The sequence below is a fragment of the Chitinophaga sancti genome, assembly GCF_034424315.1.
Taxonomy (GTDB): domain Bacteria; phylum Bacteroidota; class Bacteroidia; order Chitinophagales; family Chitinophagaceae; genus Chitinophaga; species Chitinophaga sancti.
In genome coordinates this window covers 4,093,100-4,117,047 of record NZ_CP139972.1, presented here as the reverse complement: position 1 = coordinate 4,117,047, position 23,948 = coordinate 4,093,100, and the positions used below count along the sequence as shown (strand labels likewise).

15 protein-coding genes and 1 tRNA gene are annotated in these 23,948 nt (G+C 44.8%); 8 read left to right on the top strand and 8 right to left on the bottom strand.

The window, feature by feature from the left end:
• Nucleotides 1-214 precede the first annotated feature (214 nt).
• Nucleotides 215-1,390, bottom strand: coding sequence for a thiolase family protein (locus U0033_RS15820; RefSeq protein ID WP_072359353.1), 1,176 nt, complete (start codon nt 1,388-1,390; stop codon nt 215-217).
• Between the two features lie 138 nt (nt 1,391-1,528).
• Between U0033_RS15820 and U0033_RS15815 the strand changes: the two genes are divergently transcribed.
• Nucleotides 1,529-1,601: transfer RNA gene (locus U0033_RS15815), tRNA-Lys, on the top strand.
• A 93-nt stretch (nt 1,602-1,694) separates the two neighbouring features.
• On the opposite strand, the gene U0033_RS15810 is transcribed toward U0033_RS15815, so the two are convergent.
• Nucleotides 1,695-3,239: a sulfatase-like hydrolase/transferase gene (locus U0033_RS15810; RefSeq protein WP_072359348.1), complete on the bottom strand. Its 1,545-nt coding sequence runs from the start codon at nt 3,237-3,239 to the stop codon at nt 1,695-1,697.
• A gap of 472 nt (nt 3,240-3,711) precedes the next feature.
• On the bottom strand, nt 3,712-4,191 hold the full coding sequence (locus tag U0033_RS15805) for a hypothetical protein (protein ID WP_072359342.1): 480 nt from the start codon (nt 4,189-4,191) through the stop codon (nt 3,712-3,714).
• Between the two features lie 321 nt (nt 4,192-4,512).
• Between U0033_RS15805 and U0033_RS15800 the strand changes: the two genes are divergently transcribed.
• From U0033_RS15800 to U0033_RS15785, 4 genes are all read left to right on the top strand, one after another.
• The gene (locus tag U0033_RS15800; RefSeq protein WP_083571458.1) at nt 4,513-6,156 is read left to right on the top strand and encodes a DUF1800 domain-containing protein; all 1,644 of its coding nucleotides are present in this window, start codon (nt 4,513-4,515) and stop codon (nt 6,154-6,156) included.
• A 28-nt stretch (nt 6,157-6,184) separates the two neighbouring features.
• Nucleotides 6,185-7,768, top strand: a complete 1,584-nt coding sequence (locus U0033_RS15795; protein ID WP_072359341.1) for a DUF1501 domain-containing protein — start codon at nt 6,185-6,187, stop codon at nt 7,766-7,768.
• A 175-nt stretch (nt 7,769-7,943) separates the two neighbouring features.
• Complete coding sequence (locus U0033_RS15790; RefSeq protein ID WP_072359339.1) at nt 7,944-8,282, top strand: hypothetical protein; 339 nt, start codon at nt 7,944-7,946, stop codon at nt 8,280-8,282.
• 108 nt (nt 8,283-8,390) lie between these two features.
• Nucleotides 8,391-10,835 carry a TonB-dependent receptor gene (locus tag U0033_RS15785; protein WP_072359338.1) on the top strand — a complete coding sequence of 815 codons (2,445 nt, stop codon included), beginning with the start codon at nt 8,391-8,393 and terminating at the stop codon, nt 10,833-10,835.
• Between the two features lie 164 nt (nt 10,836-10,999).
• Here U0033_RS15785 and U0033_RS15780 read toward each other — a convergent pair whose 3' ends face one another.
• Nucleotides 11,000-11,464, bottom strand: coding sequence for a hypothetical protein (locus tag U0033_RS15780; RefSeq protein WP_072359336.1), 465 nt, complete (start codon nt 11,462-11,464; stop codon nt 11,000-11,002).
• A gap of 79 nt (nt 11,465-11,543) precedes the next feature.
• On the opposite strand from U0033_RS15780, the gene U0033_RS15775 reads away from it, so the two are divergent.
• Entirely contained in the window at nt 11,544-11,951 is a 408-nt protein-coding gene (locus U0033_RS15775) for a DUF983 domain-containing protein (RefSeq protein WP_072359334.1), read from the top strand.
• A 214-nt stretch (nt 11,952-12,165) separates the two neighbouring features.
• On the opposite strand, the gene U0033_RS15770 is transcribed toward U0033_RS15775, so the two are convergent.
• Nucleotides 12,166-13,923, bottom strand: a complete 1,758-nt coding sequence (locus U0033_RS15770) for an ABC transporter ATP-binding protein (protein ID WP_072359332.1) — start codon at nt 13,921-13,923, stop codon at nt 12,166-12,168.
• 295 nt (nt 13,924-14,218) lie between these two features.
• On the opposite strand from U0033_RS15770, the gene U0033_RS15765 reads away from it, so the two are divergent.
• On the top strand, nt 14,219-16,345 hold the full coding sequence (locus tag U0033_RS15765) for an elongation factor G (RefSeq protein WP_072359330.1): 2,127 nt from the start codon (nt 14,219-14,221) through the stop codon (nt 16,343-16,345).
• A gap of 157 nt (nt 16,346-16,502) precedes the next feature.
• On the opposite strand, the gene U0033_RS15760 is transcribed toward U0033_RS15765, so the two are convergent.
• Together U0033_RS15760 and U0033_RS15755 are read right to left on the bottom strand one after the other, a co-directional pair.
• Nucleotides 16,503-18,140 (bottom strand): RagB/SusD family nutrient uptake outer membrane protein, encoded by a 1,638-nt coding sequence (locus U0033_RS15760; RefSeq protein ID WP_072359328.1) that lies wholly within the window; start codon nt 18,138-18,140, stop codon nt 16,503-16,505.
• A gap of 27 nt (nt 18,141-18,167) precedes the next feature.
• The gene (locus tag U0033_RS15755) at nt 18,168-21,200 is read right to left on the bottom strand and encodes a SusC/RagA family TonB-linked outer membrane protein (RefSeq protein ID WP_218164005.1); all 3,033 of its coding nucleotides are present in this window, start codon (nt 21,198-21,200) and stop codon (nt 18,168-18,170) included.
• Between the two features lie 778 nt (nt 21,201-21,978).
• Here U0033_RS15755 and U0033_RS15750 point away from each other — a divergent pair.
• A complete protein-coding gene (locus U0033_RS15750) occupies nt 21,979-22,374 on the top strand; it encodes a hypothetical protein (RefSeq protein ID WP_072359326.1) in 396 nt (131 codons plus the stop codon).
• Nucleotides 22,375-22,411: 37 nt separating this feature from the next.
• Here U0033_RS15750 and U0033_RS15745 read toward each other — a convergent pair whose 3' ends face one another.
• Nucleotides 22,412-23,944 (bottom strand): YifB family Mg chelatase-like AAA ATPase, encoded by a 1,533-nt coding sequence (locus U0033_RS15745; protein WP_072359323.1) that lies wholly within the window; start codon nt 23,942-23,944, stop codon nt 22,412-22,414.
• Between the last annotated feature and the right edge of the window lie 4 nt (nt 23,945-23,948).

Genomic DNA, 23,948 nt, shown 5'->3' with positions numbered 1-23,948 from the left:
AGGTATAAGGGGAGGAAGAGTATGGGGGAAATATAGAAGAAAGGGGAGCGGATAATTTGTAAGTAAATGTAAATCAGTAAAAAGGATAAAACCAGTATATAGACCTGAAAAACGAAATGCCCCCTTCGAAAAGGAGGCATTTGACAAGTTTTATATTTTTTTGAAGGTGTTTACAGTGTTTCGATAACGCGATGCTATCATTTTCTGAACGCCTTTACAGTCTTTCGATAACACCGGCTATGCCCTGGCCGCCACCTACGCAGGCAGTGACGATACCATATTTCTTATCCAGTCTTTTTAGATCATTCAGGATCTGTACGGTGAGTTTCGCGCCGGTACAACCCAGGGGATGCCCCAGGGCAATTGCTCCTCCATTAATATTAACAATATCAGGATCGATCCCTACTTCCCGGATCACGGCAACTGACTGAGAAGCAAAGGCTTCATTCAATTCCACCAGGTCAATATCATTCAGTGTTTTACCAATCTGCTGCAGTACTTTCGGAATGGCAGCCACAGGTCCGATCCCCATAATTCGCGGATGGACCCCTGCAGAAGCGCATCCTACCAGGCGGCCGATAGGCTGAAGCCCCAGTTCTTTGACCATGGTTTCGCTCATCACGATCACAAAGGCAGCACCATCAGAAGTCTGGGAGGAATTTCCGGCGGTTACACTACCTCCTGCAGCAAAAACGGGTTTAAGTTTCGCAAGTGCTTCAGCAGAAGTATCGGCACGAGGGCCTTCGTCGGTATCGACGGTATAGGTTCTCTGTGCTTTACGACCTTTTTCATCCACATATACCTCATCGATATTGATGGGGAGGATGCCTTCTTTAAAGTATCCGTTCTGGATAGCCCTGATCGCTTTTTGATGAGAATTGAGGGCGAAGAGGTCCTGGTCTTCGCGGGTAATATTATATTCTTTGGCCACGGCTTCGGCGGTAAGGCCCATACCGAGATAGTATTCCGGAGTGGTGCTGGCGACTTTGAAGTTGGGCACCGTTTTCCAGCCGGCTACGGGCACCAGGCTCATACTTTCGGTACCACCTGCAATGATACAGTGCGCCATACCTGACTGAATTTTGGCAGTAGCGATGGCGATGGTTTCGAGTCCGGAGGCGCAGTATCGGTTCACGGTGAAACCGGGTACTTCAATACCGAGGGCTCTTACAGAGATCATTCTACCGATCTGGAGGCCTTGTTCTGCTTCAGGAACGGCGTTCCCGACAATGAGGTCATCAACACGCTTTGGGTCAAGCTGGGGTACGCTTTTTAACAAACCTGTTATGACATCTACGGCGAGATCGTCTGGGCGGTAGAAGCGGAATCCGCCACGTTTAGCCTTTCCCACAGCGGTTCTGTATCCGGCTACAATGTATGCTGTTTCCATAACTGAGTATATTTTACCGGGGTTATATCCGGAGGTTTTTAAAAATTAAAGAAATTTAAGTTAAATTATTTTTGTGAAATATTAATAAAGGTTGTAGTTTTGCAACCCCAACCACATGATATGTGTGGGTTTTAAGATGACTCCGTAGCTCAGTTGGTAGAGCAAAAGACTCTTAATCTTTGGGTCCTCGGTTCGAGCCCGAGCGGGGTCACAAAACAAAAAGTCGCGATCATTCGCGACTTTTTGCGTTTATATACAATGGGTTTGTTCGGACCTATAGTCAGAAGAATTATTTAACCTTAGGCTATAATGCGATCAACTGAGGTTCCTGAAAGCTTTGAGTTTTTTGAGGTGTGTTTATCCTTAATTTATCTATTTCGAGTTTATGCAATTGTGTTTCCAGGTCTATTCTAACATCCTGGTAGGCCGGATCATATGCAAGGTTTGTATATTCAGACGGATCGTTGACCAAATCGTATAGTTCAAATTGGTCGTAATAAGCGCCGGAAGCATCAAAATAATAGCTATACTTCCATTTCTCTGTACGGATACACCGGATACGATTTGCAGCATTTACCGCTGACCATTGGCTATTAGAGCCTGCTTTTGTATCATCGTAAGTAAACAATATACTATCCTGTACGGGCACATCATCCTGTATGATTGGTAACAAGCTGGTGCCTGCAAGTCCGGCAGGAGGGTTAGATACATTAGCCATCTCTATAAACGTAGGCATGATATCAACCAGCGTGGCCAGGGCCATGGATTGTTGAACAGGGTGATCTGAAAATAAAACGGGATTGGAAATAACCAGTGGAACGCGTAATGCTTCTTCGTAAGCTACAAAGGTTTTCTGGCGGAGGCCTCCATGAGCAAGGCCCATTTCTCCATGGTCTGAGGTATAGGTTACAATAGCTGTATCAGCCAGGCTTTTACCATCTCCATCTTTGTGATACAATTCTTTGATCAGGTTACCGATCTCTTTGTCGACCAGGGTTAACAGATACCCGTAGAAATTTATATAATCTAACTTTTGTTCCACCGTTGGTAACGGACCTAAAGTGGCATCCATGCCCAATAGGATTTGTTCCTGCGCCATTGGTTTTTTATTAATCAGTAAATGTTCGTTTACTGTATCTGGCAAACCAATTTCCCTTGATGACCAGGCTTCAGGATAATATCCGGAGGTTCCTGCTGTTTTGGGATAAGCCAGTACGTCATGTGGGTTCACCAGGGATACTATCAGGCAATAGGGCTGGTGTTGGCCCATGGCTCTTTTAGCTTTCACCTCCTGCAAATATTTGATGGCTTCTGCCACATACCTGGCATCATGGTTAGCAAATCCGGCTCCAAAATTCAGAGGATTTACATCTTCTCCAGCGTCCGGTGCTACCCAGCCCATGGCGCCAAACAGGGAAATATCTGCCGGTGTAAGGTTATCGTAATTTGTCGTCGCACCATTACCGGCAACGCCTTTACTCATGTGCCATTTACCACGGTATTGCACGTCGTAACCTTCACTCCAGAGTACATTCATGATGTTTGGCATGGAAGTACTGATGGTTGGTTCTGATGGAGATAAAGGTCCACCAATCGTCAGTGTTTGAGAAACCTTATGTTTAGCCGGATAAACTCCTGTAAATAGGGTGGTACGGCTGGGAGAACACATGCAGGTATTACAGAAAGCTCTATCGAAACTAAAACCGTTTTTTTTGAGAAAGGTCAGCGTTGGAAGATTTTTCTCCTCCCATCCCGGGGGGAAATGCTGTGTGGCGCGCTGTTCATCTGTAATAATGAGGATGAGGTCTGGCTGCTTGCCAAGTTGTGCTAATTTTGTTTTGAAGTTCATGGTTTAAGGTGTTTGTTTGAAAGATTCAGGTAACGCAATCATAGCCCACAAAGATTTTCGGCTTTGGGCTTAAGGGGGATCATGTCAAATTCGGGTGGATTAAAAAGGTTAGTAAATTTTTGAGATTGTGTCAATTCGAAAACCGGAATATATCCCGTGGCATGATAATATTCAGTTGTGGTTTAATATTTTATTTTTCTGCTTCTAATGTAAAAACGAATAGAGATGAAATACTCAAATTCTCACAAACCACTGTAGAATCTTTCGATTCCAACATGCGTCAGTTATTAACAGCTTGTTGCTGTTATCTTCCATCTTTAATTAACTTATTATTGTCTCTTTTGTTCAAAAAACATTGTAGAATCTTAGAATAAGTCTGAGATCCATTGAAATATTTTGTTCCAATATTTGATTCTTTCTGTCTAATTCAGATGGGATCGTAATGATACGTATTCAACCAGGTTGTTTTTTCCTACTCTTTTCCCTGCGCCTGTTCCAGCTCTTTCAGCGCCGCTCCTCTTGTCAACTGCTCCATGATTTTATAAAGTTTTACAACATCTTCCCGCTTTAATTCCACCTGCGCATACACTGTATTTTCAGGTTTGACGATCAACAAGTCTCCCACATCAATTAAAGTACCTGCCACTTCCTTCCCATCTCTACACAAAAAATAATACCTTTTCCCCACAATCAATTCCTGCAGCTCCTCATGCTTAAGCAAAACCAGATCACCTTTCTCACAAAAACTAAGCATACTCTCATCTTTCATGGAAATGAACAAATCTCCCCGCCTGTAAATATCCCCCTTCAGGGTATAAGAAGCCTGAACATTCTCCAGGTTCAATAGCTGAATATCACCATCATACACCGGTATATCCTTCTCATATGCTTTGAAGATTGAACCTGCACTATTGATTCCTGTCCTGACAGGATATCGGTTTTGTGATTTCATTTGATAAGCATTTATGCTGTTGTATTTCGCGAAATAAAGCTATGCCATTTTCCAATAAAAACAAGGGTTTACAAAAGATTTTTTATTACTTAATAAATTGATTTACAGTGTGATATATTGATTATTGTTTTGATAATTCAAACGCTGAAAAGAGTATTGAAACGCTAAAATGACATGGAAAGAATCACCCGATAAATCCACTTTCCATTCTTAGTTATTAAAAATTTTATTAACTTGTACCTTTATAATAATGGTACCGTGTAGAAGCGCCTGTATTTAAAAAATTCATCCCTAATACCATATAACCATATCAATTACTTTATGGATCGCAGACAATTCCTTTCGCTATCAGCAAAGCCACAGCCAGCAGTGAAAGCGACTACCACCGGTTCGCGTACGGATTCAGGTATTTCCGCATACACCGGCATTTTCGATACCGCTCAGGCAGTGCACCTGCTCAAACGTACGATGTTTGGCGCCACGCCTGAAGATATTGCATGGGTGAAAAGTCTCGGCATGGATCAGGCCATAGAAGCCCTGCTTACCACCGTTACCGCCGTTACTTCCCAGCCTGTAAACATCTATGGTGCGGATGAACATGGCATTTTACCCGGTGAATCCTGGGTGAACTCACCTCCACCTTCCTCTGACGATGAAGATGGTAAACGCTGGAATTCCTACAAAGCATGGTGGATCGGTGTGATGATCAACCAAAGCCGTAGTATCCAGGAAAAGATGGTCCTCTTCTGGCATAACCACTTCGTTACTGAAATGGACATGACCCACGACTCCCGCTACATCTACAAGTATAACACCACCCTGCGAGCCAACGCTACCGGCAATTTCAAAGCACTCACGAAAGCAATTACCCTCGATCCTGCCATGCTGAGATATCTGAACGGATACCTCAACTCCAAAGCAGGTGCGGATGAAAACTATGCCCGTGAACTGCATGAACTCTTCACCGTAGGTAAGGGTCCTAATAGCCATTACACCGAAGAAGATGTGCGTGCTACTGCCCGTGTACTCACTGGTTTCCGTATCAATGCGAATACCGTCACTACTTACTTTGAGAGTACTGAGCACGATATTGAAAACAAAGAATTTTCCGACTTCTACAGCAATAAAAAGATCACCGGCAAAACAGGGCAGGATGGAGCTACCGAACTCGATGACCTTCTGAACATTATTTTTGCGCAGCCTGAATGTGCGAAGTTTATTGTGCGCAAACTCTATCGCTGGTTTGTATACTACCTCATCGATGATGCGGTAGAAGCAAACGTGATCACCCCACTGGCAGACATTTTCAGAAATAATAACTATGAACTGCTGCCGGTACTGAGAGCGCTCTTTAAGAGTGAGCACTTCTTCGATCCGCTGAATATGTCAGCACTCATCAAAAGCCCTATCGATCATAACGTAGGTTTGGTGCGCGAATTTGGCGTGACCTTTCCTACTGCGTATATGGATGCCTATGACTCCTGGGATAGACTCCGCTCTCATGCAGCCAGCATGCTGCAGGATATTGGCGAACCACCACAGGTAGCAGGCTGGGTGCCTTACTACCAGGAACCCCAGTACCATGAGATGTGGATCAACACTGATACCCTGCCAAAACGTAACCAGCTCACCGATGCCATGGTGAGCGAAGGTGGTTATGGTGGTGTAGCGATCGATGTAATGGCCTTTGCAAAAAGATTGTCCAATCCTTCCGATCCTGTGCAGTTAATTACTGATTCTGTGGCAGTACTTTATCGCATCGATGTTTCTGACACCTTTAAGGCATGGCTGAAAAACACCATCCTGCTCAGTGGCCAGAATCCTAACAGCGATTACTACTGGACAGATGCCTGGAATGCCTGGGCAGCCTATCCTACCGATACTGCATTGCGCACAGTCGTAGAAAGTCGCCTGCGTACTTTGTACAAATACATGATGAACCTATCCGAATATCAACTATCCTGATCTTTAGAAGAACCTATACTCTATCAATATGAAACGTAGAGATTTTCTTAAAAATACCGTGTCGGCTGCTATCCTGCCAACCTTTATGAACGGGTTTGCCGTGAAAGCTTTCGGCTCATCTTCATTATTGTCGGCACTGGAAAGTGCTTCTGCGGACAACGATCACGTACTGGTGATGATCCAGCTGGTCGGTGGGAACGATGGCCTGAACATGGTCGTGCCTATCGATCTCTATGATAAGTACCAGGCAATTCGTCCGAATATCGCTATCCCACAGGGGAAATTATTGCCCCTGGTAAATAATATCAAAACAGGGATTCACCCTGTGATGACAGGGGTACAGCAATTATATGAGCAAGGTAAGGTCTGCATTATCCAGAGCGTAGGCTATCCTTCTCCTAACTACTCTCACTTCCGCGCTACGGATATCTGGGTATCAGGTTCTGATGCCAACGAGATTGTGGAAACCGGGTGGGGAGGACGTTATCTTGATACGCAATATCCAAATTACCCTGATGGATATCCGAATGATGATAATCCGGATCCGCTGGCTATCCAGATTGGTTCTATTGTGTCTCCTGCATTCCAGGGTGCGAATACCAATACCGGGATCGCGATTTCCAGTGCTACAGACTTTTACAACCTGCTGGATGATGTCGTAGATCCTGTGCCGAATACCCATGCAGGGGTGGAACTGGCCTATGTTCGACTGATAGCCAGGCAAACCAATAAATTCTCTGATGCGATCAAGAAAGCTGCACAGAATGTAACTTCTCAGAGTGAATATCCGGATACTCAACTGGGCAGACAACTGAAGATTGTTGCAAGACTCGTAGCTGGGGGCCTGAAGACGAGAATGTATATGGTGAGCATGGGTTTCTTTGATACCCACGCCAGCCAGACACAGGGCGGAGATAATACCACCGGATATCATGCTGAACTGCTGAAAGAACTCTCAGAAGGGATCAAGGCATTTATGGATGACCTGACTAAACTGAAAGCTTCCCGCAGAGTGGTGGGGATGACTTTCTCTGAATTTGGTCGCCGTATTAAATCTAACAGTAGTATGGGTACTGACCATGGTGCTGCTGCGCCGATGATCGTATTTGGAGATTATGTACAGCAGGGCGTGCTTGGTACTTCGCCAGATATTCCGGATAGCGGGTCTGTAGCGGATAATACCCCGATGCAGTATGATTTCCGATCTGTATATGCGAGTTTGCTGGAACAGTGGTTCTGTGTGGATAACACGACTTTGCAATCTATTTTGTTCAAGGATTACCAGCGTTTGCCGATTGTGAGTGGGATTGCCTGCGGAACGATTACTGGCATTGATGATGTGAATAATGGTAGTAAGGGATTGATCACGAACTATCCGAATCCATTTGTAGATGCGACCACACTGAAATATAAGACGCGTGGCGGGCATACGATGATCCAGATCTTTGATACCATGGGGCGCCTGGTAGGGGTGCCTGTGAATAATATGATGGCAGGCGGGGAGTATACAGCGGTGTTTGATAGTAAGAAGCTGGCGGCGGGGATTTATTATGCCCGATTGCAGAATGGGGTGTACCAGGAGGTAAGATCTATGCTGAAAGTGAAAGTGTAATTGTAAGCAGAAGGATTGGAGTATAAGTAAGATCGATGCTGAAAGTGTAATTAAGGTTTTTAAATATCTAAAAAGGGGTGTATGGCAACATGCATCCCTTTTTCTTTTTCGCCACTCATCAATAAATTTAACAACATTGTTGCATTTATGGGGAATTCCCCTACCTTTGTTGTGCTTGAAAAACAGGTTTCTACATAAGATACTGGCAATCCTGCTCCTGGGTGTATTTATATTTAATACGACCCCCAGGGAGTTCATACACCAGGTATTCATGGATCACCATGATACCAGGGATAATCCTATCACGCACGATGGCCTTGCTTTTTCTACGAAACACACACACTGTCAGTTCCTGCATTTAGAGCCGGAACCTTACCAGCATACCAGCACTTTTTTTGCTGTGTCGGAGCAGGTTGTTTTGTGGCGCTATGCCCCTCCGGTAATGCCTGTAGTTGCACATGGCGATTATCGTTTGTTATCTCCCCGCGCACCGCCTGCGATCGCTTCCCTTTAATATTATGAAACCAGGATCTGTTCCTTTGGTTATTTTATCTGATTGAATTGACGCAATGTCAATGCCTATGCATGTATGCCATGCATTTATCTAAACTATTTTATTGTTATGCACTACCTGCGTGTTGTTATATTAAGTATACTGACAGGACTTTCTATTTATTCTCCTGCCTTTGCCGATGATGATGCCGGCAATTCTTTAAGTGGTTCGGTTACAGACAAATTGAATAATACCCCATTGCCGGGTGTGACTGTTTATTTTCCTGATTTACATGTGGGCGCTGCTACTAATGCACAAGGCCATTATGAGATCAGGAACTTACCGAAAGGAAAAATCCTGGTAGAGGTACATTTTATTGGGTATGCGACTCTCACGCAAACCGTTCAGGTGAATGGTGCTACTAATATTAATTTTAGTCTGAGTACGAAAGTAATCGAAGAAAATGAAGTCGTGATCACGGGGGTAAGTCAGGCGACTTCACTGAAGCTGAATCCTACGCCGGTGAACATTATCAGGAGAGATTACCTGGATGCAAATATATCTACCAATATCATTGATGCAGTGGCCAAGCTGCCGGGTGTAAGTCAGCTGACGACAGGTCCGGCTATTTCCAAGCCGTTCATTCGTGGCCTGGGTTACAACCGTGTAGTGGTAATAGGCGATGGTATCAGGCAGGAAGGTCAGCAGTGGGGCGATGAGCATGGTATAGAAATCGACGATTATAATGTAAGTAAGGTAGAAGTGCTGAAAGGCCCTGCATCACTGGTATATGGTTCAGACGCGCTGGCAGGGGTGGTAAATATAGTGCCACCAGGCCCGGAGCCGGCAGGTCATGTGAAAGGCAATATAGCCGCCAATTATCTGTCTAACAATGGGATGATTTCCTATCACGCAGATCTGGCAGGCACTACTCAAAATGGTTTTAGCTGGAGCGTGTATGGTACGCAGAAGTTTGCACACGATTATAAGAATAAGTACGATGGATATGTGTACAACTCTAAATTCCATAACACGAACTATGGTGGTAGTATTGGTATTAACAAGAACTGGGGATCTTCCGTACTGCGCTTTACTTCCTTTAACCAGGAATTAGGCCTGGTAGAAGGTGATCGTAATGAACTGGGTCAGTTCATCAAACCTGTTAATAATAACGGTGTAGCGGATGAAGCAGTAGCGACTGATAAAGATGCTAAGTCTTATACGATCGGTTTACCACGTCAGCAGATCAATCACCAGAAATTAGTGTGGGATAACAATTTCTATATGCACAATGGTGGCAGATTAAATGTGATCCTGGGGTATCAGTGGAACAGACGTCAGGAGTTTGGTGATGTGTTGAATCCGAATAAACCTGAGTTGTACCTGAAGTTGAATACATTCAACTATGGTGTGAAGTATTCATTTGCTGATATGAATGGATGGCAGACAGGCATTGGTGTGAATGGAATGCAACAGCACAATGATATTCTATCTGGTTCAGAGTTCCTGGTACCGGGTTATAACCTGTTCGATGCAGGTTTGTATGCGGTGACCAGCAAGACTTGGGATAAGCTTACATTGAGTGGTGGCTTACGTTTTGACAACAGGCATATTAGTGTGCAGGGATTGATGCTGGATGGTGATGGTAAGCCGGTGAGCGGTGGTGGTGAGGAGAAGTTCAATGCACTGAGCAAGAATTTCTCAAACATCTCTGGTAGCGCGGGTCTGAGTTATGCGGCGAGTGATCGGGTGACGTTGAAAGCGAATGTAGCGAGAGGTTTCAGGGCGCCGAATATTTCTGAGATTGGTGCGAATGGTGTGCATGAGGGAACGATCAAATATGAATATGGAAACTCATCCCTGAAACCGGAGGTGAGTACACAGGGTGATGTGGGTGTGGAATTAAATTCGGAGCATGTATCAATGACTGGTAGCCTGTTCTACAACCATATTACCAACTTTATTTACAGCCGTAAACTGAGCAGCGTGAATGGTGGGGATTCAATTCCTGCTACTGATAATGATCAGGGGTATGCTGCGTTTCGGTATCAGCAGTCAACAGCTAATTTGTATGGTGGTGAAGTGATGATTGATATACATCCTCATCCGGTTGACTGGTTACATTTTGAAAATACTTTCTCTTATGTGAAAGCGGTGATTGCGAATTCATCTGATTCTACAAAGTATCTGCCGAATATTCCGGCAGCGAGATGGTTATCAGAATTGAAAGGAAAGTTCAGGCATGTAGGTGGAATTTTCCAGCATGCATACGTGGGAATTCAGATGGATTGGACGTTTGATCAGAACAATGTGTATTATGCTTATCAAACGGAGACGGCTACACCGGGATATACTTTGTGGAATGCGGGGATTGGTGCTGATGTGGTGAATAAGAATAAGCGGGTATTGTTCTCATTGCACCTGGCGGCGAATAATATTACGGATGTGGCTTATCAGAATCATTTGAGCAGGTTGAAATATGCGGCGGAGAATGAGGTGACTGGTAGAGTTGGGGTATTTAATATGGGGCGGAATTATAGTGTGAAGGTGACGATACCCCTGGATTTTAAATAGCTGAATGTAGGGGGAGAGGAGTTTTGCAATAGGCATAGCGTTGAAAAAGTTTCAGCTGAAAAGAATTGTTGTATAGTGTGAAAGAGACGATGGATGTTGAAATAGTCGTTGCGTATACAGATAGAAAAGGAAGGGTCGTCCGGGCGTGGACGACCTTTCTGTTTTTATGGACAAGTTTGTCTGAGTTTACTGATCAGTTTTGTATCGTAGGTGAGTACTATGGGCTTGGTTGGATCCACGGTAATATCTTCCAGTTTTTCATTTGCTTTATCTAATCTTAGCCAGGCTAAAGTAGACTCATGATCTTTCTCGCTGGCGAAAAGTTGTAAAAAGAGTTTGCTCCCTTCTATCCTGTCTATTCTTACTTTGATGTTTTCTTTTTTCGCGAGGTCTGTTTTGAAGCTGGAGCTCATGATAATATCGGTGATGGCTTTATAGCATTCGGGGGAGTAGGAGCCGGATTTAGGTTTGAGTATGGTGGCGGAGTCTTTTACATCTGCATTAGTAGTTGTAGAATCGGCAAGGACCTGGCTGGGGGCGGAGGTATCGGCACTTGCTTCCTGCGAGGCGGTTGCACAAGAGGAGAGCAGGGCCATGGTTACAATGATAAACAGGTTTGATGGACGCATAATGAGTGTTTTTGTTTAGAGGGAGGTAACACAAAAGTCGTGCAAAAGGATATATGGAATATAATAGTAATTTTGTGGTATGAGCCATCAAAGACCAAATTACTTTCTGAGCATGTTCTCTATGAAATGCCCACATTGCAGGAGAGGGGATATGTTTAAGGACAAGAATCCGTATCAGTTGAGTTTTAAGAAGATCTTCAATATGTATGACCGGTGCCCGGTGTGTGGGCAGGTGTATGAGTTGGAGACGGGGTTCTGGTTTGGAACGGGGTATGTGAGTTATGCTTTGGGGGTGGCGTTTTCGGTGTTTACGGTGATTTGTTATGCGTTGTTCATTGGGTTGTCATGGGAGGATGATAGTGTGTTTTGGTGGCTGGGGGTGAATGGGGTATTGCTGGTGGCATTGCAGCCGTGGATGATGCGGATCAGCAGGGTGATCTATTTGTATTTCTTTGTGTATTATGATGAGGATACGGCGGAGCTTTGATTTGTCATTATTGTCATAAAAGTGCGCAGTATGTACGGCGGGGTGACGGCTTTTAGTGGGGATAGGGGTATGGATGCTGTCATTAGCGGGCTATGAAAGACGCACAGATTAGTGTTGGAAGACCTTAGAAATAGTGGGTAATCCAGCAATTATTTTACAAACAAAAAGGGAAAGTACAAGCGTACTTCCCCTCTCATATATAAAAAAGACAAAACTACCTTTCCCCGATCTGCTGCCTCCACATGGCATAGTACAGCCCTTTCTCAGCCAGCAGATCAATATGATTTCCTGTCTCAATAATCCTCCCTTTCTCCAGCACAAAGATCCTGTCCGCATGCATAATCGTGGACAGCCTATGTGCAATCATCACCGTAATGTGCTCCCTGGTAGCCGTGATTTCCCTTACAGTATTAGAGATTGCCTCTTCCGTGAGCGAATCCAGCGCAGAAGTCGCTTCATCAAATACCAGCAAACGGGGATGGCGGAGCAAGGCACGGGCAATAGAGAGGCGTTGTTTCTCGCCGCCTGACACCTTCATACCTCCTTCACCAATCATCGTGTCCAGTCCATTATCACCTCGGGCCAGCAAGGTATCGCAGCTTGCCTGTTTAAGCACGCGCAGCATATCTTCATCACTTGCACGTGGATTTACGAACAGGAGGTTTTCCCTGATTGTTCCTGAGAACAACTGGGTATCCTGTGTTACAAATCCGATCTGTGCCCGTAATTCTTCAATATCAATCTCGGAGCTTTTAATGCCATTGTAGGAAATACTGCCTTCGGCAGGATTGTATAAGCCTACGAGCAATTTCACGAGGGTGGTTTTACCGGATCCGGATGGGCCTACGAAAGCCACCGTTTCACCGGTTTTCACTGTGAAGTTGATCTGGTCCAGGGCCTTTGAGGATGCTGTCAGGTGCTGGAAGCCAACATTCTCAAATGTCAGAGACTCAATCGCACTGATCCTTACAGGATTAGGGGGTGTTTCTTCTACAGGGGTTTCCAGGATCCGCTGGAAATTCAGGAGAGATACCTGTGCCTCCCGGTAAGCAAGAATAATGTTGCCCAATTCCTGTAATGGACCGAAGATGAAGAAGGAATACAGTTGCAAGGTGAATAACTGGCCTACGGTCACCGTAGCTCCATATATAAGGTAGAGGAGCAGGAACAGGATGGCCTGGCGCAGGAAATTGACAAAAGTACCCTGCACAAAACTGATACTTCTGATGCTACGCACCTTTTTCAGTTCCAGCATCAGGATCCGGATCGTTGTTGAATTCAGACGGCGGATCTCCTGGTGGGTCAATCCAAGGCTTTTTACCAGTTCAATATTACGCAGGGATTCCGTGGTCGCACCTGCCAGCATGGTCGTTTCCTTGACGATCGTTTTCTGGATGGTCTTGATCTTGCGGCTGAGTACGTTCATCATCCAGGCCAGTAACAGGCAACCTCCGGTATAAACAAATACCAGGCTTGGGTGCACAGAATAAGCATATACCATTACAAAGATGACACCTACCAGGGCTACGAAAAGCACGTTCACAAAGGCTGTGATGAACTTTTCACTATCCGTACGTACTTTTTGTAATACAGCGAGGGTTTCACCACTACGCTGGTCTTCAAATTGCTGGTAAGGTAAGCGAAGGGAATGCTTCAGTCCGTCGGTATAAACACTGGCACCAAATTTCTGGATGATCACGTTGGTGAAATAATCCTGAAAAGCCTTGGCGATGCGCGAAACCATGGCGACGCCCATGGAGGCAAGTAAAAGCAGAATTACGCCGCTGATATAATCACCCTGGTCCCGGAATAATCCTTTAGCAGTGGTCGTTGGGTGATTAGCGAATTGATCGATCAGCTTGCCAAAAATATATGGATCAAGCAGGGAAAAGACCTGGTTAATTGAGGCCAGTAATAAAGCCAATCCGATTAACCATTTATATCTTTTCAGATAATGTAAGAACAATTTCATGATGCAAAGAACAGTCTAGATCGCAAATATACGATATTATAAATGTTGCAACATATTTGAGTGTGGAGTGGTAATAAAAATTGAGTGCTGACGCATTTTTTAGGGAGAAGTGGGAAAAAACCGGTCATTCATTCCTAGCAAAAATTTGACTACCTTAATACTATCAGAATGGTTTATATAGCTCATAAACGGTTGTAAATCAACAGCAACGCTTCGGCAGCAGCTACGCTACGGCAACAATTCCACCAAAACGGCTTTCCACGTTTTCTTCACAATTCTATTTAATCTAATTGTTATGAAGACCTATGATGAGAAACACATCAAGAACATTGTTCTATTGGGAGCAGCGAAAAGCGGTAAAACTACACTTTGCGAAACCATGTTATTTGAGGCTGGCATCATTCCCCGACGGGGCAGGGTCGAAGAGGGGAACACGGTCTCCGATTACCATGATATAGAGCATGACAGGGGTAGCTCGGTATACGCCACCTGTATGCACACAGAGTGGCGTGATTACAAGATCAATATTATTGATACCCCGGGTCTGGAAGACTTTATTGGGGAAGTAATTGCATCCATCCGGATCTGTGATACCGCCCTCCTCTTACTCAATGCGCAGCATGGCGTAGAAGTCGGTACCGGGCTGATTTGGGATTATGTGGATAAATACCGCAAACCCACCATCCTGGCAGTGAATCAGCTCGATGCAGAACAGGCAAATTTTTCCCGTACCGTGGAAGAAGCAAAACGGGTACTGGGTCACGCTGTTACCGTTATGCAATACCCTGTGAACCAGGGAACAGGTTTTAACAGTGTTATTGACCTCCTAAAAATGACGATGTATAAGTTTCCTGCCAATGGCGGTAAACCTGAGAAACTACCTATTCCGGACAATGAAAAAGAGCAGGCGGAAAGGCTACACAATGAACTTGTAGAAAAAGCCGCTGAAAATGATGACTCGCTCATGGAGCAGTATTTTGAGAAAGGAAGTCTTGACGAAGATGAGCTGAGACAGGGTTTGAAAATCGGGATGATGAAACATGATGTTTTTCCCGTGTTTTGTTTATCAGCATTGAATGATATGGGCAGTGGCAGGTTGATGGGATTTATTGACAATGTAGCGCCATCGGCTGTGGATATGCCTGCAGAAAAAGGAGAAGCAGGTGAAACAATTGTTTGCGACCCTGCGGGTCCTCCGGTATTGTTTGTATTCAAGACTTTGCTGGAGCCGCATATTGGTAAATTATCGTTCTTTAAAGTGTTGTCGGGTGAAGTGAAGGCGGGAGCTGAGTTGTACAATGAGCAAGGGAATACAGTGGAGCGGTTGAACCAGCTGTTTATTGCTGATGGTAAGAACCGCAATAATGTGGATGTACTGCGTACAGGAGATATTGGCTGTACTTTGAAACTGAAAAATACTTTAACGAATCATACATTGGGCGAGAAAGGTGGTGTGCAGGTGGATCCGATTCATTTTCCCACACCTAATGTGCGGGTGGCCATTGAACCCGTGAATAAAGGGGATGATGAAAAACTGAGCGAGGTGCTGGCGGAGATTCATATGGAAGATCCTACCCTGGAAATTGAGTATAACCGTGAATTGAAACAGGTGATCCTGCATGGTCAGGGCGAATTACATTTAGCATTGACTAAGTGGAGACTGGAGCATGTCTATAAAATGCCGATTGAGTTTATACCTGCGAAGATCCCTTACAGGGAAACGATCCGGCAGGCAGCACAATCTACTTACCGACATAAAAAACAATCGGGTGGTGCCGGGCAGTTTGCAGAAGTGTACATCAAAATAGAACCTTATTTCGATGGCATGCCTGCTTTCAAAGAGCACCCGGTGCGGGATACGGAAACGGTTGATTTAAACTGGGGTGGCAAACTGGTGTTCAATAATTGTATTGTAGGAGGTGCGATTGACACGCGGTTTCTGCCTTCGATTATGAAAGGGATTATGGAGAAGATGAATGAAGGGCCGCTTACTGGTTCTTATGTAAGAGATATACGGGTGAGTGTGTATGATGGGAAAATGCACCCGGTGGATAGCAATGATATATCATTTAAGATAGCAGGGATGATGGCGTTTAAGGATGCTTTCCATCAGGCGGCACCGCTATTGCTGGAGCCGGTGTATGATGTGGAGACGACAATTCCTGATGAGATGGCGGGCGATGTGATGGGGGAATTGCAGAGTAGAAGAAGTATCATTACAGGGATGGATTCTGAAAATGGGTACCAGGTAATAAGGGCGAGAACACCGCAGGCGGAATTGGATAAATTGTATGCGGCAATGAGGAATGTGACACAGGGGAAAGCGAGGGTACGCGCGGTGTTTGCGGAGTATGCAGCGGTGCCGGGAGATTTGCAGAAGAAGCTGATGGAAGAGTATAAGAGTGTGGAGCTGGTGGGATAAAGACAGCTTATATAATGAAAAAAACGAGCTTGGCTCATAAATAAAAATAACGGCTGAGAATTGCTTAAACGGGTATCCGACTCCATCAGGGATACGAATAAAACGAGGCTGTATCGGACTATGATACAGCCTCGTTTTTAATTGATAAGAACCATTATTAATAACCCGGATTCTGTGTCAGATTCGGATTTAATTTTATCGCATTAGTTGGAATAGGGAATACACGGTGATTGATATCATTATCTGTTTTGAACCCCCATGCATTTTCAAACTTACCAAAGCGGATCATATCATTTCTATGCCAGCATTCCATGGCAAACTCCCTGCTTCTTTCGTTGTAAACAGAGTCTAAAGTGATATTAGTCCATCCGGTGCTGGTAGTACGCTGTGCCCTGATCTGGTTTACCAGGCTCAGTGCTGATGCACCATTGGTGGCGCTACCACCACGCAGTATAGCTTCAGCTTTCATCATCAGGATATCTGCATATCTGAATACAGGCACATCATTATTCTGGTTACGGTTTGCAGAAGTTGGATCAGGATAGAACTTGATGTTACGATAACCCATGTTCCATGCTACTTCGTCATTACCGCAATCGAACAGGGCCGTACTTTGTCTCAGTACAACATCTGGTGTGATGTCTAACTGGTAGGTGTAAGGACTGGTGTTACCTGCATAGGTAATGGCATCATAACCTGCATAAGTGGTCGTGATAGTGATAGGTGTACCATCTTTTTTGTATTGTTTACCATGCAGCCACTGACCGTTACGTACATCATTTTCATCGTAGAAGTAAGCGTAGAAAGAAGGGATGGTACTTCTTGGTGCACCCGGTACGAATGGAATGCTGAAGTAGTTGAAACCTGCATTGGTAGCTACGTTACCCATAGAACGGGGAACATCGTAACGGCTGTAGTTATTGACACTTCTGAAAGGCCAGCTATTGCTGAAGTTAGGATCGTAAGGAACAGCAAAGATAAATTCAGGTGTAGAGGGACCGTTGTTGTACTTGAACATATCGAGGTAGCTACCCATGGTCGCCAGCGAGTACATGTTGGAATTGATCACACTGTCACACGCGGTGATACAATCATTGTAACGTTGAGTGCCGGTATAGTATTCAGCATTCAGGTATAATTTTGCCAGCAATGAAAACGCCATGAATTTATTAGCTCTGCCGTAGGTAGAAGAACCGGTAGCTCTGCTCAGATAAGGCAGTGCGGCGGTGATTTCTCTTTCAAGCCAGTTGAAAGTAACGCTACGATCTACGTTTTCATGTGGGGTATAATCACCCGCTACAGTATCCAGTGGCACACGACCGTAGTTATCCATCATCCAGTAGTATGCCAGCGCACGGACCATTTTGATCTCAGCAAGATGCCTGCTTTTTGTAGCGCCATCAGTTTCAGTTTTACCAAGGATATCGAGGGTTTGATTAGATACACCAATGATGGTAGAGAGCCAGTACCAGTTACCATTTACATAACCATTATCCCTGGTCCAGGTGTGGTAGTGCATTTGCAGGTTTTGTGCACCATCGTACCAGTTACCACCACGTGCAGGCATGATGGATTCATCCGTACTTAGTGATTGCTGCATGAACCATTCTACACCACCGTAGTTACCTCTCAGTACAACGTACACAGGACCGGATGCGGTGATGAAAGAAGCAGAATCCTGCGGATAAGTATCTGTAGTTAGTTCCGTAGTGATGGGTACTTCTAACTTATGACAGGCAAAGCTTGCAGCCACCAGTACTGAAGAAAGAAAATATTTTATGATTGAGCGTTTCATACTTCTCGTTTGTTAAGATGATAAATATTAGAGGGACAGGTTTGCGCCGATAAGGAAGGTGCGTGTTTTTGGGTAGAAGTTGTTATAATCTACGCCAGGTGCGATGCCTCCCTGATTCACTTCGGGATCTACCCCTTTATATTTAGTAATGACGAAGAGGTTATTGCAGGAAACGTACAATCTCAGTTTTTTGATGGAGGGATTGACATTTCCGAAAGTATAAGCCAGTGTTGCGTTATCGAATCTCAGGTAGCTACCTGATTCAATGTAGCGGGAAGAGTATTTGTAAGCGTTTGCATCAGAGGTAGGTTCATCTTTAGCATCAGCCAGGATGTTAGCATATTGTGCGGTAGCAGGTCGGAACAGGTCGGCCCTGGTGGCGTTGAATATTTTGTTGCCATACACGCCTCTTACGAATATGTTCAGATCCCAGTGTTTGTATTTGAAAGTGTTGGCCCAACCATAGATCAGTTTTGGCTGTGCGCTACCCAGGTAGTGATAATCGGTACCATTCACGGGAGTGATAGTAGTGGTACCATCTCTTTTCTGGAACTGAGAAATGCCATCGGTATTTTTACCAGCATATTGCAGGGTAAAGAACTGACCCAGTGGCATACCTGTTTTCAGCAATTGCAGGCTCACACCTGATTGGGAAGCACCTTCCGGATATGCGACAGCTACTGAGTCACCACCGGAGAACAGTGGATTTTTCAGGCTTGTGATCCTGTTTTTGTTCGTAGCGAGGTTCAGGTTAGAGGTCCAGCTAAAGTCGTGGTGATCTACGATCAAACCGGACAGGCTTAATTCAATACCCTTGTTATTCATACTGCCACCATTTGCAACAATAGAGCCTGTAGGCACGAGAGCTGGGTTTACAGCGTAGGTATAAATCATGCCGGTGGTGTTTTTGTTATACACTTCCAGTGAACCTGATAACCTGCTTTTCAGGATGGCGAAGTCAAGGCCGATGTTGGTAGTGGCTGTTTTTTCCCATTGCAGGTCGGCGTTTTGTGCCTGTGTAGGACCGAAGGCACCGAGTTGCTGGCCGTTATACAGGAAGGTACCATTGCTACCGATAATGTATTGTGCAGAGAATGCGCTGAAACCACTTGAGTTACCGGTAACACCGTAGCTGGCTCTGAATTTCAGGTCATCAAATGCGTGCTGGTTTTTCATGAATGGTTCCTGGATGATGCGCCAGCCGATACCTACGGAAGGGAAGTAGCCCCATCTGTTGTTATCACCAAATACGGAGCTACCATCGTGACGGATAGATCCCTGTAATAAATATTTCTCTTTGTAATCGTAGTTCACACGTGCGAAGTCGGAGATCAGTCTTGTTTCCTGGTATACGCCATCGGAGCCGAGGTTGATGTGTGTAGAATAGGCGTAAGGGTTACTCAGCGCCAGGTTGCGGAAGCCGGTGTTGTCAACGGCGAAGTTGTAGGTCGTGGTAGAGAAGCCATCACCAATGACATTGCTCTGCCAGGAATAACCTGCAACAGCGTTGATGTTATGGCCGCCAAAATGCCTGTTCCAGGAGAGGTAGCTTTCCAGAATCTTATAGGTGTTGGTATAAGAAGACCTGGTGGCCTGTCCGTTGGTACCGAAGGTTTGCTGTAGGTGACCGCCGGTGCCTGGATCAGGGTTGTTGTACATACCATTATATTTATTGGTGTAGTACTTGGAGAGATATTGACCGGAGAGTGCGGAAACATTTATGTAAGCCACGCTGAGGTCATATGAGAAGCCGAAAGGCAGTTTTACGTTAGTCGTAAAGTTGGCAGAGAAGTTATTATTCTTCGTTTCCAGGGAGCTGTTGTTCAGCATGGCAACGGGATTGTAGTAGTTGCTGTACTGGAAGTTTTCGAAGTAGGTACCATCTGCTTTCTTAACGGGAGAAACGGGGAGGTAGATAGCGGATTGCAGGAGGATGGTGTTTCTGTAAGGAACATCCATTGCATTGCTGATAGAGTTGGTGATATTCAGTCCGAATTTCACATTATCGTTCAGTGCGTACTGTTCAACTGCGAGTCTGGCGATCATACGTTCCAGAGAGGTTTTCTGGATAATACCTTCTTTTTTGGCATAGTTAAGGGTCGCGATGTAGTTGCTGTGATCGGTACCGCCACTGAAAGCGATATTATGGTTTTGTGAAATGGCGGTAGATCTTTCGATTTCTTTCTGCCAGTCGGTATGGGCACCCAGGTCATCGTTAGGTGTGAAGCCAGAGCCGTTTTTGGTCAGGAAGGAGCGGAGTTCATCGGCGTTCATCACGTCGAGGTTTTTAGAGATTTTCTCTGCGCCTACGTATGTATTGTAGCTTACGGTGAGGTTGCCTGCTTTTCCTTTTCGTGTGGTCACAATGATGACGCCTGCGGATGCTCTGTTACCGTAGATGGCGGTAGCGGCGGCATCTTTCAGTACTTCGATGTTGGTGATATCATCGGGCGCAATCATGGAGATATCCATGCCAGGCACACCATCTATTACATAGAATGGGGTCTGGGAAGAGTTGAGGGTGGAGGCACCACGGAGGATCACGGCAGCGGGCTTATTGGGGTCACCGCTGGCGGTAATATTAAGGCCTGGCACTTTACCCTGCAGGAGTTGTCCGAGGTCGGTAATAGCGCCTCTATTGAGGTCACCTGGCTTCACGGAGGTGATAGCGGAGGTGAGGGCGGCTCTTTTTTGTTTACCATAACCTACGATGGCGACATCGTTCAGTTGTGTAGCGCCGGAATTGAGAACAATGTTAAGGGTAGTATTGTTACCTACTTTAACTTCTTTGGTTTCGTAGCCGACGTAAGTGATTACGAGGATATCGTCCGGGGAAGCGTTGATAGTGAATTCTCCTTTTTCGTTTGTGGAAGTTCCTTTTTTAGTAGCTTTTACTACAATGGTTACACCGATCATTGCTTCACCGTTAGCTGAGGTAACCTTACCTTTTACGGGCGGGCCGAAGTGGTCATTGGCATTTATGCTCCCTGGAGTGGATGGGAGGGGAGATGCGCTGGCCTGGAACTGAATCCCGGCGGTCAGCAATAAGAATGATACCATTCTTATTGTGGTTCCTGTTCTAAACTGCAATCGATTGCAATTTCTGCGAATAGCAGGCAGCTTCATAGTTTTTCCGTGTTTAGGTTTATAAATAGTTGTTTTGTGCGCTTGCTTTAGTTTTGGTTTGGCCAGATACGTGCGTATATCAGGCAATGCTGGATGGTATCATGAGATACTAGCCAGTGTAAATCCACATTTTTTGTTGATAATTATTAAAGGAATTCGTCCCTCTTAACTGGAATTCTTCAGCTTTGTGCTCTAAACCATTTCTTTGTTTTTTGCGGTTGTTTCAGGCGTTTCCCCGCTTCGTCCACTGTCGATTGGTTGTTTTAACTGTTCTGTATATCTTCCTAATAACTATGGAATTCAGTTTGAAGATAGTGAGATTATTTAAATTTTGTGTTTTTTTTTGGAAAAAATGATTTTGGGGGTTGGGGTATGTGTAGGAGGTGCGTAAATGTCTGCGGAACACTTATTATTGTCGATGGCATTTTATGGGGGAAATTGATGTGGGTTTTAGTTGTTGATGTTAATGCGTGAAGTTATTTTAGGATTTTTGAGAACTCATTTTAACATCATATTTTCGGCGGGTAATTATTCATTTTCATTGTTACACGTTGAAGGAACAATTTTAAACTTAAAGTGAATAAATAGTTACCAGGTTTTTAATCGGTTTATTTCAGCTAATGACCAAAATTTTGAAGCTTAGGGATCTAAGGGTATATTTGAAATAGGTTTAAGTAACCTTATTTTGTTGTTACCTCCTAATTGGTATTATATGTCATATCCTGCATGTGAAGATGATATAAAAATGATTGAGATTACTGTCTCATCTATTGAAAATACAGAACGTTCAATAACGAAAGGTTCTGATGAGCATCTAGATCTGATTTTAGATATCAGGAACGGCTTATCTGAAAACACGTTCCTTATCAGGAAAGTGGTTGATGATATTGAGCAGCACTTCAATAGTTATACTGTAGAAAAAGCACAAAATCTTTTAGCTAAAATTTTCCCGGTTTTCAATTTGACCAAAAGTATTAATGCTTTGATTGAAAAGTTGGAATTGAGTAATGACCTTAGTACTCATCTGGCGGCTTTTAATGACGAAGTGAGGGAGCTATCGGAAATAGCGAATGATTTATCACGTTATAAAGTTAACACGTCTAAGTGAAAGGTTCTCATTAATTGTGTAGGAAATTGGTCTTCGCTTATACCCAATAATTCTCCCGGTCCAGGCAACGAAATTGTATCGCTTCTGCGATATGATCTGACTGGATATGCTCACTTTTTGCAAGGTCTGCGATCGTGCGGGAGACTTTTAAAATACGATCGTATGCGCGTGCGGAAAGGTGTAATGTTTGCATGGCTTTTTTGAGCAGGTCTGCGCAGTCGGTATCGAGTTGTGATACTTTTTTTAATAATGATGAATGCATTTGTGCATTGTTGTAAATCCCTTTGTGCCGGGTGAATCTTTGCTTTTGGATGTTTCGGGCGGCGATGACTCTTTCTCTTATTTTATTACTGGATTCGGCGGTGGATGAGCTGGTTAATTCGTGGTGGGAAACCGGGGTGACTTCTATGTGGAGATCGATCCTGTCCATGAGTGGGCCAGAGATTTTGCGCATGTAACGTTGTACCATGCCAGGGCCGCAGGAGCAGGAGCGCTCGGGGTGATTGAAATAACCACAGGGGCAGGGGTTCATGCTAGCAATGAGCATGAAACCAGCGGGAAAGTCGGTGGTGTAGTTGGCTCGTGAGATGGTGACTTTTCTTTCTTCGATGGGTTGGCGCATAACTTCTAAGACGGCGCGTTGGAATTCGGGGAGCTCATCGAGGAATAAGACGCCGTTGTGGGCGAGGGAGATTTCTCCGGGTTGGGGATTGATGCCGCCACCGACTAAGGCGGTGTTACTGATGGTGTGATGTGGTGAGCGGAAGGGGCGTTTAGTGATTAAATCACAGTCAAGTTTGCCGGCTACGGAATAGATCTTTGTAGTTTCTAAAGCTTCCGGCAGGGTCATAGGAGGGAGGATGGTGGGGAATCGTTTTGCAAGCATTGTTTTGCCGGCTCCGGGAGGGCCGATGAGTAAAATGTTGTGCCCACCGGCCGCGGCGATTTCGAGGCCGCGTTTGACGAAGTACTGGCCTTTTACTTCGCTGAAGTCAAGGTCGTTTTGGCTTTGTTGAGAGAAGATGTTGATAACATCGGAGTTGGTGGGTTGTAATACTTCAGGATTTTCATAGAAATCGATGACCTCTTGTAATTGTGTGGCACCGAATACTTTGATGCCTTCGACCATGGCGGCTTCTTTGGCATTTTGGAGGGGGAGAATTATCCCCTTGAAACCGTCTTTTTTAGCTTGTACTGTCATGGGGAGCGCTCCCTTTATTGGAAGTAAGGTGCCATCTAAAGAAAGCTCTCCCATGAGGGTATAATATTTGAGATTGTCAGGTTGGATTTGTTCGGAGGCGGCTAATAAGCCGATTGCAATTGGCAGATCATAAGCAGCACCTTCCTTGCGAATATTCGCAGGGGCCATGTTGACGATCGTTCTGAAACGGGGGAAGAAATAGCCGATGTTGTGAATGGCAGATTCGATGCGGTCTTCACTTTCTTTGACTGAACTGCCAGGTAAACCTACGATTGAAAAACGGGTGCCTTTAGGCGATACATTCACTTCTATAACAATGGAAATGGCACTGACGCTTTGCAGCGCACTACCATAGGTTTTAACAATCATGGAT

Excerpts from the sequence above, each read along its gene's own strand:
- U0033_RS15820 (WP_072359353.1), bottom strand. The coding sequence starts at position 1,390 with ATGGAAACAGCATACATTGTAGCCGGATACAGAACCGCTGTGGGAAAG.
- U0033_RS15750 (WP_072359326.1), top strand. The coding sequence starts at position 21,979 with ATGTCATATCCTGCATGTGAAGATGATATAAAAATGATTGAGATTACT.
- U0033_RS15810 (WP_072359348.1), bottom strand. The coding sequence starts at position 3,239 with ATGAACTTCAAAACAAAATTAGCACAACTTGGCAAGCAGCCAGACCTC.
- U0033_RS15805 (WP_072359342.1), bottom strand. The coding sequence starts at position 4,191 with ATGAAATCACAAAACCGATATCCTGTCAGGACAGGAATCAATAGTGCA.
- U0033_RS15755 (WP_218164005.1), bottom strand. The coding sequence starts at position 21,200 with ATGGTATCATTCTTATTGCTGACCGCCGGGATTCAGTTCCAGGCCAGC.
- U0033_RS15745 (WP_072359323.1), bottom strand. The coding sequence starts at position 23,944 with ATGATTGTTAAAACCTATGGTAGTGCGCTGCAAAGCGTCAGTGCCATT.
- U0033_RS15760 (WP_072359328.1), bottom strand. The coding sequence starts at position 18,140 with ATGAAACGCTCAATCATAAAATATTTTCTTTCTTCAGTACTGGTGGCT.
- U0033_RS15795 (WP_072359341.1), top strand. The coding sequence starts at position 6,185 with ATGAAACGTAGAGATTTTCTTAAAAATACCGTGTCGGCTGCTATCCTG.
- U0033_RS15770 (WP_072359332.1), bottom strand. The coding sequence starts at position 13,923 with ATGAAATTGTTCTTACATTATCTGAAAAGATATAAATGGTTAATCGGA.
- U0033_RS15780 (WP_072359336.1), bottom strand. The coding sequence starts at position 11,464 with ATGCGTCCATCAAACCTGTTTATCATTGTAACCATGGCCCTGCTCTCC.
- U0033_RS15785 (WP_072359338.1), top strand. The coding sequence starts at position 8,391 with ATGCACTACCTGCGTGTTGTTATATTAAGTATACTGACAGGACTTTCT.
- U0033_RS15800 (WP_083571458.1), top strand. The coding sequence starts at position 4,513 with ATGGATCGCAGACAATTCCTTTCGCTATCAGCAAAGCCACAGCCAGCA.
- U0033_RS15775 (WP_072359334.1), top strand. The coding sequence starts at position 11,544 with ATGAGCCATCAAAGACCAAATTACTTTCTGAGCATGTTCTCTATGAAA.
- U0033_RS15765 (WP_072359330.1), top strand. The coding sequence starts at position 14,219 with ATGAAGACCTATGATGAGAAACACATCAAGAACATTGTTCTATTGGGA.